The organism is Burkholderia sp. S171 (assembly GCF_009766085.1).
Lineage (GTDB): Bacteria > Pseudomonadota > Gammaproteobacteria > Burkholderiales > Burkholderiaceae > Caballeronia.
This window is the reverse complement of record NZ_LMUF01000030.1, coordinates 206342-221493: the sequence shown is the minus strand read 5'-3', so window position 1 is coordinate 221493 and position 15152 is coordinate 206342. Positions and strand designations below refer to the sequence as shown.

13 protein-coding genes and 1 tRNA gene are annotated in these 15152 nt (G+C 60.2%); 6 read left to right on the top strand and 8 right to left on the bottom strand.

The features are described 5' to 3' along the window. Positions 1-255: 255 nt before the first annotated feature. Positions 256-726: a hypothetical protein gene (locus GSQ93_RS14920; RefSeq protein ID WP_158936444.1), complete on the top strand. Its 471-nt coding sequence runs from the start codon at positions 256-258 to the stop codon at positions 724-726. Positions 727-803: 77 nt separating this feature from the next. Here the strand turns inward: GSQ93_RS14920 and aepY are convergent, their stop codons facing one another. From aepY to GSQ93_RS14885, 7 genes are all read right to left on the bottom strand, one after another. After that, positions 804-1979 carry a phosphonopyruvate decarboxylase gene (gene aepY / locus GSQ93_RS14915; protein WP_158936443.1) on the bottom strand — a complete coding sequence of 392 codons (1176 nt, stop codon included), beginning with the start codon at positions 1977-1979 and terminating at the stop codon, positions 804-806. Continuing rightward, positions 1976-3676: a phosphoenolpyruvate mutase gene (gene aepX, locus GSQ93_RS14910; RefSeq protein WP_158936442.1), complete on the bottom strand. Its 1701-nt coding sequence runs from the start codon at positions 3674-3676 to the stop codon at positions 1976-1978. Before aepX ends, aepY begins: the two co-directional genes overlap by 4 nt. Further along, positions 3673-4440: an NTP transferase domain-containing protein gene (locus tag GSQ93_RS14905; protein ID WP_158936441.1), complete on the bottom strand. Its 768-nt coding sequence runs from the start codon at positions 4438-4440 to the stop codon at positions 3673-3675. Before GSQ93_RS14905 ends, aepX begins: the two co-directional genes overlap by 4 nt. 21 nt (positions 4441-4461) lie before the next feature. After that, positions 4462-5469 (bottom strand): flippase-like domain-containing protein, encoded by a 1008-nt coding sequence (locus GSQ93_RS14900; RefSeq protein ID WP_158936440.1) that lies wholly within the window; start codon positions 5467-5469, stop codon positions 4462-4464. Continuing rightward, positions 5466-6284 carry a 2OG-Fe(II) oxygenase gene (locus tag GSQ93_RS14895; RefSeq protein WP_158936439.1) on the bottom strand — a complete coding sequence of 273 codons (819 nt, stop codon included), beginning with the start codon at positions 6282-6284 and terminating at the stop codon, positions 5466-5468. Before GSQ93_RS14895 ends, GSQ93_RS14900 begins: the two co-directional genes overlap by 4 nt. Further along, positions 6281-6985, bottom strand: coding sequence for a CDP-alcohol phosphatidyltransferase family protein (locus GSQ93_RS14890; protein ID WP_158936438.1), 705 nt, complete (start codon positions 6983-6985; stop codon positions 6281-6283). The genes GSQ93_RS14895 and GSQ93_RS14890 overlap by 4 nt, the downstream gene beginning before the upstream one ends. A 193-nt stretch (positions 6986-7178) precedes the next feature. Next, the gene (locus GSQ93_RS14885; protein ID WP_158936437.1) at positions 7179-7916 is read right to left on the bottom strand and encodes a DUF4136 domain-containing protein; all 738 of its coding nucleotides are present in this window, start codon (positions 7914-7916) and stop codon (positions 7179-7181) included. Between the two features lie 253 nt (positions 7917-8169). On the opposite strand from GSQ93_RS14885, the gene pepN reads away from it, so the two are divergent. The 5 genes from pepN (at position 8170) to GSQ93_RS14860 (ending at position 13882) form a co-directional block, all read left to right on the top strand. Then, positions 8170-10878: an aminopeptidase N gene (gene pepN / locus GSQ93_RS14880; protein WP_158936436.1), complete on the top strand. Its 2709-nt coding sequence runs from the start codon at positions 8170-8172 to the stop codon at positions 10876-10878. Between the two features lie 187 nt (positions 10879-11065). Continuing rightward, entirely contained in the window at positions 11066-12091 is a 1026-nt protein-coding gene (locus tag GSQ93_RS14875) for a class 1 fructose-bisphosphatase (RefSeq protein ID WP_158936435.1), read from the top strand. A gap of 54 nt (positions 12092-12145) precedes the next feature. Next, positions 12146-12221: transfer RNA gene (locus GSQ93_RS14870), tRNA-Thr, on the top strand. 647 nt (positions 12222-12868) lie between these two features. After that, entirely contained in the window at positions 12869-13018 is a 150-nt protein-coding gene (locus GSQ93_RS14865; protein ID WP_158936434.1) for a hypothetical protein, read from the top strand. Positions 13019-13309: 291 nt separating this feature from the next. Beyond that, positions 13310-13882: a chorismate mutase gene (locus tag GSQ93_RS14860; RefSeq protein WP_158936433.1), complete on the top strand. Its 573-nt coding sequence runs from the start codon at positions 13310-13312 to the stop codon at positions 13880-13882. Here GSQ93_RS14860 and GSQ93_RS14855 read toward each other — a convergent pair. Continuing rightward, a complete protein-coding gene (locus GSQ93_RS14855) occupies positions 13879-15087 on the bottom strand; it encodes an exonuclease domain-containing protein (RefSeq protein WP_158936432.1) in 1209 nt (402 codons plus the stop codon). The two genes, GSQ93_RS14860 and GSQ93_RS14855, sit on opposite strands and share 4 nt — an antisense overlap. Positions 15088-15152: the final 65 nt, after the last annotated feature.

Below are 15152 nucleotides of genomic sequence, written 5' to 3'. Positions count from 1 at the left end.
CTTAACTATCTTTAGCGACGAAGCGCGTTCGAGCGTTTCTCAAACCCCTTCGCACAGTTCACCTTAATTCCGCTGAGGATTATTCGTCGGCGGATTTCTTCGCAAACCGAACGCGATCGACGCCAGCAGCGTCCCGCCAGACGGGCTCTAAGGACTTGTTTAAGCACACTTTCCAGCTTCCGGCTAAAGTCTAGGCTTTTCGCAACGCCGTGTGCGTACTCACGTCGCGTCCCTCACGGACGCGTGGATCGAAACATGAAGCCACTCGCACAAGCCGTCCGCATCGGCTTATTCATCCTTATTGCAGCATCGTCCGCGCAGGTTTCGGCTTACGCGCTGGACGCCCAACTCGATTGCAAATCGAGCGCGCATGCGTTCATCGCGCCGCTTCAGGAAAACCACACGATAGAAACCACGCCAATGCGTGTGGAATCCAATTCGATCAACGCGTTTAAACCGAGCCGCGGCAGTCATCTCACGGCGTTCGATTTCGGTGTGTTTGCGGTCGTTGGGTATCAGAAGAATGACGCGATTTTCAAGCAGGGCAGCGGTGATCCCATCGCCGATTCGGCTTATGGCGCCGTCGTGATCGGCGGGGAAGACTCGGTCAGGGAAAAGGTCCGCGCGGCCGGCAGCGACGCCGTCATTCATCGCGTCGCGCCGTTTATCACCGCGATCTTCTGCAACCGCGATTCGCCACAATTAGCCACGGTCAGCCACGATTAACACGCGCTCCCTAAACCAAAGGCCGCGCCAACATCGGTTGGCGCGGCCTTTGGGTGAACAGCGTGCCGGGTGGGCCGCTAGCGTCCAATATGAGCCTGTAACCGGCGACGCACATCTTCCGGCGTAATCGACGGGCGCGGCAAATCGCTCGGCGTGCCCGTGTTGATCGACAACCGCGCGAAACGCACGCCATCGACGTCCTTCGCGTCGAACAACCGGTCGATGATCAAGATGTCATCGCCGTCCAGCGCCAGCGCGTACCCGCACGCCGAAGCGATCCGCGCGAACTCCACGCCTTGCGATACCGTCGCCTGACCGCCGGTCGATTCATGCGCGCCGTTGTCCAGCAGCAAGTGCGTGAGGTTGGACGGCCCATAAGCGCCGAGCGTCGCGAACACGCCCATGCGCATCAGCGCGGCGCCGTCGCCGTCGAGCGCAACCACGTTCAGGTCAGGCCGCGACAACGCCAGGCCGAGCGCCATCGGCGTCACGCATCCCATCGATCCAACCAGATACACCTGGTTTTCGCGGTCATCGATAGCGTAGAGCTCCCGACCGCAAAATCCCGTCGATGCCAGCACAACCGTCGAGTCTTTCGGCGTGTACGCGATCACGCGCTGCAACGCGTCGTGACGTGAGACGCGTTCGCTTGCGCCTTCGAGCGTCTCAACCTTCGCCCGTTCGCTCGCTGCGCGCTGACGCACGCCGCTCAAGCCTTTCTTGTTCAACTCGTATGGCGCGACACTGCCCTTCTGCATCACCAGCGCGTATGGGCGACCCGTACTGTCCATATGAGCGGTTGCCCGATCAAGCGCAGGTCCGATTGCATCGGCTTCCGTAGGGAACAGCTCCCACGGAATCTCCATGGTGTCGAGCATGGCCGGCGTAACCGGTCCCATCAGCGCATGCTGAGGTTCATCGGCGACACCCGGCTGACCGCGCCACGTGACGATCAGCAATTGCGGCAGCTTGAACGTCCACGTAAGCGACGTCAGCGGGCTCACCGCGTTGCCGAGCCCGGAGTTCTGCATCATCGAAATGCCGCGACGCGCGTGATGCACGCCCGACGCGCCCAGCGCCACGCCCGCGATCAGCGCGACGGCGTCGCCCTCATTGGCCGCCGACACGTAATTCAGCGACTCATCCTGCAGCACGTAGTTGATAAACGGCGTCAGATACGAGCACGGCACGCCCGCGTACCAATCGAAACCCCGCTCGCGCGCGGCTTCGACAAATTGCGCAGCTTCGATCACGCGCCAGCCTCCGCGGAACCCGAGCCGTTCGATCCGTACGGCGCTTGTCCGTGGGCGAAATCGCCGGCTTGACGCAACTCGTCGAGGTCGTTCACACCGCGCCAGTGGCCGTGCACGTACTGCACTTCGATCTTTTCGTCCGCGGCCACCAGCGCGTTGAGCAGCGCGGCCATGTCGAGCTTGTCGAAGTCATCGCGTTGTTGCAGTTTTTCGAGCATGGCGACAAGGCGTTCACGCCCCGCGCCGCGCACGTTCAGCAAGCCCATCCAGCGGCCTTGCGGCGTCTTCGAATTTGCCGGACCCGCCGAGCTCGTCACGCTTTCGAGCCAGACCTTTTGCCCGAACAACGCACGATCGTCAGCAGTCGAGCAATACGCAAAATCCGTCGATGCCACCCCGGCTGCCGGCATCTGCGATGAATCCACGACCACGCAGAAATCACTGTCCGTCTCGACCAGATCGCGAAGAATGTAGCTGCGGAACAAGAGATCGCCGTAGGAAATCACGGTGTCGGCGGTGAACGATTTCGCCGCGCATGCCAGCGACGCCAATTCGCCCGTTTGCGCGTGCTTCTCGTTCACGACCAGCCGGATGCCAGATGTATCGATGGCATCGGCGCGATAACCACCCACCACCGTAATGTCATTGATCCCTTCTTTCTTGAACGCCTCAACCAGACGGCGCAGCAGCGGCTTGCCTGCGAGAGGCAGCATGACCTTGGGTTTATCGGCGGTAACGGCTTCGAGGCCTGCGCCCCGGCTTGCCGCCAGCACGACGGCATTACGCGATGCACTCGCCGACGACAGATACACGCTCTCAGCGGTCGAATATTCTTCGGCGTCTTGCAGACGGAAGATTTCGTTCACCGTGGCCACGCGGTCTTCCACGTTCACGAGCGTCTCGCTGCTGTGGATTTCCTTCGCGATCGCCTGCATGGTCGACGCGGCGCCGCGCAGCAAATGGTTCGCCCAGATCACCGTGCTGATGCCGGCCTGGCGGAACACATCGGTCGGCGTGCTGTAGTACTTGGTTGGCACGATCACGAGCGGACCGCGACCGGCCCACTCGCGCGCGAACGTGAGGATTTCATCGGGCTTGGACAGCTTGCTGTGGATCAGGATAGCGTCCGCACCGGCCTGGCGATAAGCCTCGGCGCGCTTCAACGCTTCTTCCATGCCCCAGCCCGCGATCAACGCTTCCACGCGCGCAACGATGGAGAAATTCGGATCACTTTGCGAGTCCTTGCCAGCCTTGATCTTGCCGCAGAATTCGTCCATCTCGGCGAGCGGCTGACGCTCGCCGTTAAGGAAACTATTGGTCTTCGGAAACTGCTTGTCTTCAATACATACGCCGGCAATGCCGCGCTGCTCCAGCTTCTTCACCAGCCGACGGACGTTGTTGAAGTTGCCGTAACCGGTGTCGCCGTCCAGCAGGATAGGCAGGTCACTCGCGTCCGCCATGAACTCGAGCGTGTCGACCACCTGGGTCCAACTCGCTTCGTTGTTGTCGCGTACGCCGTACTGCGCGGAGATCGTGAGACCCGATCCCCAAATCGCCTTGAAACCGGCTTCCTTCACAATGCGCGCGGACAAGCCGTTGTGCGCTTCCATCAGGAATTCGAGCTGATTGCTCTGCAGCATCTCGCGCAGGCGAAGGCTTCGGGCATAGGCCGCTGGTAGTTGATACGGTGCATTCATCGTAGAGCTCCTGCAAGCTGACGCAGTTGCGGCAAGACTTCGTCGGCCGCGCGTTTAACGTCGTTCTGAAAATCGATTTCTATCCATGGCGCGCCGGTTACGTCGGCCACGTCGAATACCTGGCTGCGTTCCAGCAGCAGATCACGCACGGCTTCCTCGTGCGGCAAGTTGGCACGGCCCGTCGCGACATATCCCGCGACGAGTTCGGCCAGACGCCGCGCCGCCGTTTCGTCGAAGCGGAAAAATCCCACCGACTCGCCGATCACGTCGAATTGCAAATCCGCCAGCACTTGCTTGCGCAATTCCACCGGCACGCCATTCGCGACGCACAGCTTCACGGGTTCATCGCCGGCTTCAAAATCACGGTCGATCAACAAGCGATTCAGCGGCCCCGCGCCCGCCACCAGCGGCTCAAGAATACGTTCGTCGTAGAGCACGTCGGCGTCCATCAGCAGCACGTCGCCGCCACGGGTCAGTGCTTCCGCCGCCGTATGCACGGACAACACGCTGCCGAGCGAAAACTCGCGGTTCACGACCACTTCCGTATGCGGTTTCCAGTCGATCTCGGCGAGCTCCGCTTCCACCTGCTCATGCTTGAAGCCGAGCACGAAGACGATTTCGTCAACGCCCGCCGTCTTCAGCAATTGCAGATGGCGTTCGAGCAGCGACGACTCGCCGAAACGCAGCAGGCACTTCGGCTTTTGCTGCCCTTCCGGCTGAACCAGGCGCAAACCCATCCCGGCGGCAAGAATAATTGCGCGCATGTTGATCCTATCGGTGATGCTTTATTCGATTTCCGGCACGCGCGCGAGACGACGGCGCTGCCAGCCCTTTTCAGCGAAATGCAGATAAACGATACCCGGCAAACCGAGCAGTAATTCCCGCGCGCGCTTCGCTAACGAGAGCGCGAGCGCGGCCTCCGGCGGCAAGCCGATAAGACGCGCGAGCAGCAAGTAGCCGCCCTCCTGCACGCCTAGCGAACCGGGAATGAAGAACGCCGCGCCCCGAATGGCCTGGCCGAGACTTTCCAGCATCAGCGCTTCGGCCCAGCCGACCGGCGAGCCCAGCAAATGCAACGCAAGCCACACCTCGCCGGTACCCACGATCCAGCCAAGCAAACTCAGTGCAAAACTCGCCGCTACTGGGCCGGGCTTTCTGTAGAGATCAAGCACCGCGGTGTCCACCGCTTCCGCGCGCGACACCAGCGACGACCAGTCGCGCTTCTTCGAAAAGCGCGCAGCAAATTGCGAAGCAAAACGCGTTGCGCGGGCGAACAAACCCTTGCGCTGCGCGAAGAAAAAGCCGACGACCATCAGCGAGCACGCCACGATCACGATAAGCACCGGCAACAGCATGCCCACGCCCGACGCATAGCTGCTCAGCAACGCGAGACCGATCATCGCGAAGATCATTTGCCCGATGGATTGCATGGTCGTGCTGACAGTGATAACTGCCGCGGCATCGCGCGCCCGCATGCCGCGCTGCGAGAGATAGCGCACCATCAGCATCGGACCGCCGATCTGTCCGGCCGGCATCAGGCTATTCACCGATTCACCGGTCCAGCGCGCGAACAGCGCGTCGCGGAAGGTCACATCGTGTTCATTGCGGGGAAAGAGCGTTTCGATAGCCAGCGCGTCGATCACGACAGGCAGCAGATGGAATGCCGCCACCGCGAGCAGGCCCCAGCCGGCGGCGGCAAGCGCCGTCGCGACGGAACCGAAGCCCTGCCAGCCAAGCAGCGCGATGAACAACACCACGCCGAGCGACAGGAGGACCGTTCCGGCGCGGCTCATGCTGCGCCGTTCTTCCCGCCTTTGCGGCGGAAAACCTGCCCGAAGCCGAAGTAAGCGATCGAGTCCTTCATGTTCGAGATGAAACGCTGCCACGGCCGCATGTTCGGATTCGTCACGTACTCGAATGTCAGCGAGACGCGGAATTCGCCAGCGCGCGCAGGCGTGATGCGATGACGCAGCTTGTCGCCATCGAAGAAAACCAGGCCGCCCGGCGGAATCTGCACCGAACCCGGTTGATCGGGAATCTCCGGCGTGCGAGTGTGCAGTTCGTAGTCGAGACGGCACGACGAATCGTCCATTACACCAAGCAGCAGCGTGTAGCGGCGGCCTTCGTAGTACGAGGTGTCGTAGTGCCAGCCAATGTGATCGCCCGCTTTCGTATAAAAATACAACGCGTAGGCGTGCGGATCGTCGGCGGGCGACTCCTGGAGCGTGTCGCCGCTGATCTTCTCCAACCAGCTGATCAGCGCCGGAGACCGGTACAACTCGGCAATGAACGGCGCGAGCTCGTCAATTGCGTGACGGCTGACGCTGCCGCCCTGCTTGTGTCCCGGCAAATAATTGCGGTTGATGGCGGGTGTGACGGCATGGACAGCGGCGACCAGCTTCTCGGTGAACTCGCGCGGAAGAAAGTCGTCGAGGTACAGGAACGCGCCCTGGTCATCGAACGTTTGGTGCAGCTTCGCGGTTTGTCGCTCGGGCGACAGGTGCTGCAGATGCGCGGCCAGCGTTTCGTCGAGCGCGTGGAGGCTCTTACGCTCAGCGGGCTTGCCGCCAACCGCGCGGGGAGATAAGGAATCGACGGATGAATTCATTGAACAGCCTGCAAATCTTGATCTTGACCATCAGCGTCTTTGTTACCCGACGTGGCCCGGGCGAAACGCCGCAGTGCCCGCTGATAATCAAATACCACCCAGACGGCAAACAGCGGAGCGCCAATAGAGGCAGCCACCAGAAACGGCGTCATGCCGTTGAGCAGCGTCACCACCGGCAGCAAATACAAGACGTCTTCGGTCTCGAATCCCGCCATGGCGGCCTGCTTCGTGCCGCTCTTGCCAGCCATTGATTCAATCCGCATGCGCAGGAAAAAGATCAGCGCGACGGCAACGCCCGCGATCCCGCCCAGCCATTCAGCTGACACGATCATGGCCGGGTGATGCACGCTCACATAAAACCCGAGACCCACGAAAAGCAGCACGGTGACCAAGGAGTCGCACGCAAGATCGTAAAAATGACCGATTTTGCTCGTTTGACCGCTGATTCGCGCGAGTTCGCCGTCCGTATGGTCGACGAAATTCGAGAGCGCAATCAGCAAGGCGCCAAGGCTACATGACCAGAAGCTGCCGACCGACAGGTAATACGCGCCGACAATGCCAATCAACAGTCGCAGAGTGGTCAGGTGATTCGGTGTAATCGGGGTGCCGATGAGCGGTGTAACGAGACGCCGGGCGAGCCGCGCATCCCAGGTTGCGGGCTCAGGAAGCGCATGTGGTTGGGCGTTGCGGGGTTTGTTCATGCTCGAAATATATCTCGTTTCGAATTTAATTGCATACAACGGCGCCTCGCCATATGCCTGTAAGAAAGGTGATTTTTGATTGCAATTCGAGCGTTTCTGGGACCGAAATAAGGCAGCGGCCGAATCAGGTCGCCATCCTCCGCAACGGTAAATTTTTCTCGATTCGAGCCAGAAAGCCGCGTTGGATCATTGGCTACTGCACGAGAACTGGCCCCGGAACGAGCGCTGGCGCAGGAGGCTTAACGCTCGTGGCCGTTGCAGCTGGCGCTTCATTGCCGATACCGCCCGTCTTGTCGAGCGGGATTTTCACCCTGCGCACGGTTCCGTTGCCCAACGGAAAGTCCGCGAGCGCGCTGCGGATCAGATAAGGCATGGCCCGGACCAGCGACGATTCGCCTCCCGAATTGCTTGCGGTCACTTTGTACACTTCGCGCCCGTTTTCGCGCTCGGTCATGCGGATCTGCAGCGAATGGACGAAGATCGGATAGCTTTGGTCGACGTAACCTGCCGGTCCCATATCCAATCCGCCCCAGCCGCCGTATGCACCCCATCCGTACGGCCGGCCGTACCAGCCGCCGTACATGGGCCATGGATCGTAATAAACGGGCTGGCGCACGGTGACCATGTCGCCGCGAATGGAATACGACAATTCCACGAGATAACGCGCGCTAGCGTCCGGCACTTGCTTGAACGAATGGCTAGCGAGCTCGTTTGCGGCGAGCACTTCATACGTCTGTTGCTCAATGCTGTTCTGCTGCGGCGCCGAGCGCACGAACGCATAGGTCCGCGTGGCGTCGGTCCCGGACCAGTCCGAGAACGCCGCCACCTGCGTCTGAACATAGGTTGTACATCCCCCGAGCAAGGCGAAACCCGCTATCAGCACCACGCGCACCGCGCCCTTCCATTCCCCGTACAACCGTCCCAACGTCATGGCCGACCTCATTTGTCTTGTTGATTTTTGTTTCGATGTCATGTGCAAACCAGCAGCCGTGAAGTGTCGCATGCACCATACGAAAACCGCCTGATTCCACCTGTTTAAAGACCGTCGCAGGTAGGTGAAGTTCGGGAAACAGGCCATTCGGCCGACCCTGAATCGAGCGCACAATCCCGCGAGCCTTTGTACAATGGTCCGACACAAGGCCGCCTGGAAGCAAAGGCACCCGCTCACCTCAATCAGAACCGTCATGTCCAACTCGACCGCACCTGCCGTAATCCGCCGCGCCGACTACACGCCGCCCGCCTTCCTGATTGAAACCGTCGCGCTCGAATTCGACCTCGTCCCCGAACGCACGGTAGTGCGCAACACCATGCGCCTGCGCCGCAACCCGGACGCCGCGCCCGCATCAACGCTGGAGTTGCTCGGCGAGCAGATGGAGTTCATTGGAGCGACGCTGGACGGGCGCCCGCACGTGGATGTCCGCGTTACCGAGAACGGTTTGTCGGTGAGCAATATTCCCGACGCGTTCGAATTGACGCTGGAAAGCGTCTGCAACGCCGCCGCGAACACGACCTTGTCGGGCCTGTATGTATCGGGCGGCAATTTCTTTACGCAATGCGAGGCCGAGGGCTTTCGGCGCATCACCTATTTCCTCGATCGCCCCGATGTCATGGCGACCTACACGGTCACGCTGCGGGCGGACAAGACCGCGTACCCGGTGCTGTTGTCGAACGGCAACCTGATCGAAGAAGGCGATCTGGACAATGGCCGGCACTTTGCGCGCTGGGAAGACCCGTTCAAGAAACCAAGCTATCTGTTCGCGCTGGTGGCCGGCAAGCTCGTCAAACTCGAGCAGCGCATGAAGACCGGTTCGGGGAAGGAAAAACTGCTGCAGGTCTGGGTCGAACCTCACGATCTCGACAAGACCCAACACGCGATGGATTCGCTGGTTCATTCCATCGAATGGGACGAACGCCGCTTTGGGCTGGAGCTCGACCTCGACCGCTTCATGATTGTTGCCGTGAGCGACTTCAACATGGGCGCGATGGAAAACAAGGGCTTGAACATCTTCAATACGAAGTACGTGCTCGCGAATCCTGAAACGGCTACGGACGTGGATTTCGGCAACATTGAAGCGGTGGTCGGCCATGAGTACTTCCACAACTGGACAGGCAATCGCGTGACCTGCCGCGACTGGTTCCAGTTGAGCCTGAAGGAAGGCCTGACCGTGTTCCGCGACCAGGAATTCTCCGCCGACATGGCCGCCGGACTCGAACCGGGCGCGGCCAGCGACGCGGCCCGCGCCACCAAGCGGATTGACGATGTTCGCGTGCTGCGCCAGATGCAGTTCGCCGAGGACGCGGGTCCGATGGCGCACCCGGTACGCCCGGAAAGCTACGTGGAGATCAACAACTTCTACACGATGACCGTCTACGAAAAAGGCTCGGAAGTCGTGCGCATGTATCAGACGCTGCTCGGGCGTGACGGCTTTCGGCGCGGCATGGACCTGTATTTCGAGCGCCATGACGGCCAAGCCGTCACCTGCGACGACTTCCGCCACGCAATGGCCGACGCAAACGGCCGCGACCTGGCGCAATTCGAGCGCTGGTACAGCCAGGCGGGCACGCCCCGGGTCACGGTACGCACGCGCTACGACGCGGCCGCGAAGCGTTACACGCTGACGCTCACGCAAGGCTACGGCGAAGCGTCCGAAGCCGCGCGCGCGACCCAAAAGGGTCCGCTGTTGATTCCGTTCTCGGTCGGTCTGATCGGCAAGAGCGGCGCGGACCTGCCATTGAAGCTCGATGGTGAAAAAGAACCGCAAGGCACCACGCGCGTGCTGGAGTTCACCGAACAGGAACAAACCTTCACGTTCTCCGATGTCACCGAAGAGCCGTTGCCCTCGTTGTTGCGCAATTTCTCGGCACCGGTAGTGGTTGATTACGACTACACCAACGAGCAGCTCGCGTTTTTGCTGGCCCATGACAGCGACCCGTTCAATCGATGGGAAGCCGGTCAGCGCCTCGCCACGCGCGAACTGCTTGCGCTGGCGGATCGGGCATCGAAAGGTGAGGAACTGACGCTCGACGACCAAGTGGTGTCCGCATTCGCTCAGGTACTCGACGACAACACGCTCACGCCGGCATTCCAGGAACTGGCGCTGATGTTGCCGTCGGAGGGATATCTTGCAGAGCAGATGGCTGTGTCGGACCCCGCCGCCGTTCACGCGGCACGCGTGTTCGTTAGCCGCCGCCTCGCCACGGGCCTGCGCGACCGTTGGCTCGCCGTGTACGAGGCGAACCGCACGCCGGGCGAATATCGCGCGACGCCGGACGACGCCGGCAAGCGCGGGCTGAAGAATCTGGCCCTCGCCTACCTGAGCCAGCTCGACGACCCCGCCCGCGCCATTGAACTGGCAAGCGCTCAGTACAACGCCGCGAACAACATGACGGACCGGTCGGCGGCTTTGTCCGCATTGCTGACGGCAGGCGCGTCAGGTTCCGTCGATACCAGCGTCGCCGATGCCGCGCTCAGCGACTTTTATCAACGCTTCGAGAAAGAGCCACTTGTCATCGACAAATGGTTCTCGTTGCAAGCCACGCAACGCGGCGGACCGAAGCGCAACGTGCTCGACATCGTGCGCAAGCTGATGCAGCACCCGGCGTTCACGCTGAAGAATCCGAATCGCGCCCGCTCGCTGATTTTCAGCTTCTGCGGTGCGAATCCAGCGCAGTTCCACGCCGCAGATGGTTCCGGGTACGCGTTCTGGGCCGAACAGGTCGTGGCACTCGACGCAATGAACCCTCAGGTGGCTGCGCGCCTTGCTCGCACGCTCGAACAATGGCGCCGGTACACGCCCGCCTTGCGCGAGAAGGCGCACGCCGCGCTGGAACAGGTGGCGTCGAAGGTGAAATCACGCGATGTGCGCGAGATTGTGGAAAAAGCGCTCGGCTAAGCGTTCAATATTCCATCTCGCTTCAAGGAAACCGGCGCTGCGGCGCCGGTTTTTTTACGCTCGACCGTTGAGAAAACCAGCAGCGCGAGGCGCGCACATTCCTGTGACATATCCTGTGACATAGGGAGACACATTCCGAGCGGGTAGAATCTGAGGCATTCGTCCTACGCTCCTGGAGCCCAACGCAATGTCGACCCCCTCATCTATTTCCCGCCGCACGACGCTGACCAAGTATCTGATCGAGCAGCAGCGGGAACATCAAAACCTTCCCGCGGACCTTCGGCTGTTGATCGAAGTGATCGCACGCGCATGCAAACAGATCGGCTATCAGGTGAGCAAGGGCGCGTTAGGTGAAGCGCTGGGTACTGCCGGCAGCGAGAACGTTCAAGGCGAAGTGCAGAAGAAACTCGATATTCTCTCGAACGAAATCCTGCTCGAAGCCAACGAATGGGGCGGCAACCTGGCCGCGATGGCATCGGAAGAAATGGAAAAGATCTTCCCCATTCCGAACCGCTATCCGAAGGGCAACTACCTGCTCACGTTCGATCCGCTCGACGGCTCGTCGAATATCGACGTGAATGTGTCTATCGGCACGATCTTTTCAGTGCTTCGATGCCCGGACGGCATGGAGCCGAGCGAAGAGGCGTTCATGCAGCCGGGTTCGGCGCAGGTTGCGGCCGGGTATGCGGTCTATGGTCCGCAGACCGTGTTCGTGCTGACCACGGGCTACGGCGTGAACTGCTTCACGCTCGACCGCGAACTCGGATCGTGGGTGCTCACGCACAGCAATATGCAGATTCCCGCCGACACCCACGAGTATGCAATCAACGCATCGAACAGCCGTCACTGGTACGAGCCGGTCCAAAAATACGTGAATGAATTGAACGATGGCATAGACGGCCCGCGCAAGGAAGATTTCAACATGCGCTGGATCGCGTCGATGGTCGCCGACGTGCACCGCATCCTGAACCGTGGCGGCGTGTTCATGTACCCCGCCGACAAACGCACGCCCGATCGTCCGGGCAAGCTGCGCCTGCTGTACGAAGCGAACCCGATGGCGTTCATCGTCGAACAGGCCGGCGGCGCTGCGACGGATGGCGAACAGCGCATCCTCGACATCGTTCCGACCAACCTGCATCAGCGTGTGCCGGTGTTTCTCGGATCGAAAAACGAGGTCGATCGCGTCACGCGCTATCACTCGGAAATTAATTGATCGTAGGGTGTTGCCAAACTCGCCGGAAGGTCCTTATAATCTCGTTTCTCTGATGCCGGAATAGCTCAGACGGTAGAGCAGCGCATTCGTAATGCGAAGGTCGGGGGTTCGATTCCTCTTTCCGGCACCAAGCTTCATTTCAAGAAACCCGCGTCGCCTCCAGGCTTCGCGGGTTTTTTAATTTTTCAGCCTCGTCTCAAAATTATCTTCAGGATCAATCGGTAAGTTCATGTACTTAAAGTGAAACTTTAAGTGAGCGTAATTCATAAACTTCCCGTCGTTTCCCCGATGCTTTCTTTTCGCGTGATTTGCGAACATTCGTTTGCGTGAATACGTGCGCTTTCAGACATAGCAAAACGTTAAATTTTTTTAAAGATGAATAAAACGGTCAACCACAAGTGATTCGTGCCGTTATCACTATTAGGAAACTCGCTTTTGAGCAACGTCTCGCGTTTTCAAACACAGAAGCGGCCGGGCAGGCAGCCGTGGTTTGAAGTGACTTGCGAAATATTTGCCGCCACTGCCATCAGGTATCGGCGAAGTCAGCAATAAGCGGAAGACGAGTTAATCAGTGGAAGTGATCGGAGAATGAGTCGGAGACGGATTCCGGGCCGCGAAAAAATATAGGCTGCTGAACGATAAATTATCACAGCCTTAAGTCACGCCAAGGGTGTTCCGTTAAAGCAACACAGAAACATGGAAATGCATCAGCCGCGCATTCGACGCTAGCGCGAAGCCAGAGTCGAGATTGATAATCGACCTATACAAGGAGAGAAAATGATGGACGCCAAGCCGACGAAAATCCCGACGCCCGACAAGGTGCAATGTCCGGATCAAGAACCGGTCGGGGTTGAATTCCTCGCTGAGTTGCCCGAACACGTGCGGGCATTCTTCGACGAACAACGTAACCTGTGCGACCCGAAGTAATTGTTGAAATGCGCAGTACGCCCAAGGTGTTTGCAGATGGTGTGCAAGCCGCGGTTTCCGTACGCTTGATCGTCGCAGCGTGCCTTTGCAGCAGCGACGGATTCGCACGCGGGTATTAATAGCACGACCGGTTTCACTTATAAGGCCACGAACGTGGCACGTTTCACGATCACCTCAGTATCACCCTACGCGCTCCCTGCCCGTCACACACGTCATACGTTAAGCTGCGGCTTTCTCGCTCTGGTTCCCGTATTCATGTTTCGCCATTCCCTTCCGCAAGTTCTCCGCGCCATGGCTTCCGTGGCTGCCTTCGTTATTGCCGTCACCGCGTGTTCCTCGGCGGCTCTCGCTGATGGTGACGACACGCCCTTCACCAATCTCATTGCGTTGTCGTCACAACGGCTGGCGCTCGCCGAGCCGGTCGCGCGCTGGAAATGGGCGCATCACGAGCCCATCACCGATCAACCCCGTGAAGCTGCGTTGCTGGCCGTTATCGATAGCCGCGCGAAATCCGCCGGCATCGATCCAGCGTTTGCGCAGCTTTTCTTTCGTGATCAGATTGAGGCGAGCAAGGACGTGCAGAACGCCCTCTTCGATAATTGGCGGAAGTCGCATGCGCCCGAAGGGACGCCACCGGACCTCGCCCGCGATACCCGGCCGAAGCTCGATAGCGTGACCAACGCGTTACTCTCCGCGCTGGCTGGCGTGGAGCCGTTGCGCCATGCCAACGACTGCCCGCTACGGCTGGCCGACAGCATCGCGCGCTGGAAACATCTCACCCGCTACGATTCCGCCCAGAACGCACCGCTCTCGCGAGCGTTGTCGCACGTGTGCGCATCGGGTGGTGTGGGCGCGGTCGGCTAGACCGGCTCGCCTGACAGGCACGCGGCGGCGGCAAGCGGCACGATTGTCAGTCCGCGCGACAAACGTTCGCTAAGAATTCGATACGTCGATAACTCGAAGCATGCCTCAGGCGCTGCCGCGCGCAGTTGCGCGGCTTCGTCGAGCGAGCCAGCCATGCCGAAATACTGCCAGGCATCCACAACGTGCCACACCCGCGCGCTGGTCGTCGTATCCGTTTCCTGTATCGCAATGGCGCCAGGATACGTCCAGGGTGCGTGGCTCGGGTCATCGCGGCGCGCTTTGGACAGCCGGTTATGCGCAGGACGCAACCGTGCAACCGAGCGCCCTTCCACCAGCATCGCGCCAATCTCGCCGCCTGTCGCGGTCCACTCCACACGCCGGATGAGTTCCGCGAGCCGCAGATCTTTCGCCGAACGTTTCACACCCGACAAATGCGCACGCACGCGCTGGCGCAAGCGCACGCTTCGTCCAACATACAGCGGCACATCGCCCTGACCATAAAACACGTAGATGCCGCAGCCGGCCGGAATCTGCTCGATGGTGTCCTCGTCGATATCGCCGGCAAGCCGGAAACGCCGGGCAACCTGTCCTATATAGCCATGCACGACATCGGCGGAAAATGCGCGATGCAGATGCTGCCAGAATTGCCAGAGCAGATCGGCGTCGGCCAGTGCGCGATGGCGTGCAGCAGGCACGAGCGCGTGCCGTTCGATCAGCGCATCAAGCCCATGCCGACGTTCCGCCGGATAGATGGCGCGCGACAACTGGACCGTGCACAAGACGTCGGGCTGGAACTTCATGCCAATTCGCTTGAACTCGCTACGCAGGAAGCCGTGATCGAACCGCGCGTTGTGGGCAATAAACAGCCGCCCTTCGAGACGCGCCAGCAAATCATGCGCAATCGATTCGAACGTCGGCGCGTTGCGCACCATCGAATCGCTGATACCCGTGAGCTGCTGGATAAAGAATGGAATGGGCTGCTGCGGATTGACGAGCGAACTCCACTGCGTCACGCCGGCTGGTCCGACTTCGACCACGCCGATTTCAGTGATGCGATCCGCGCCGAAGGTACCGCCCGTGGTTTCGAGATCGACGAAAACCAGCGTTTCTGGACTAAGACTATGAGTAACGATTGGGAGCACAGCGCTGACCGCTAAAAGAGGAATGGACGCGATCCGAGCAGGAAAGGCGGATCGATTGCGCATTTTAGCTCACCGCAATTCAAGCGCCGGTGGTTGCAGGCCGTTCGCCGCCACCAAGCCAGCTGGAC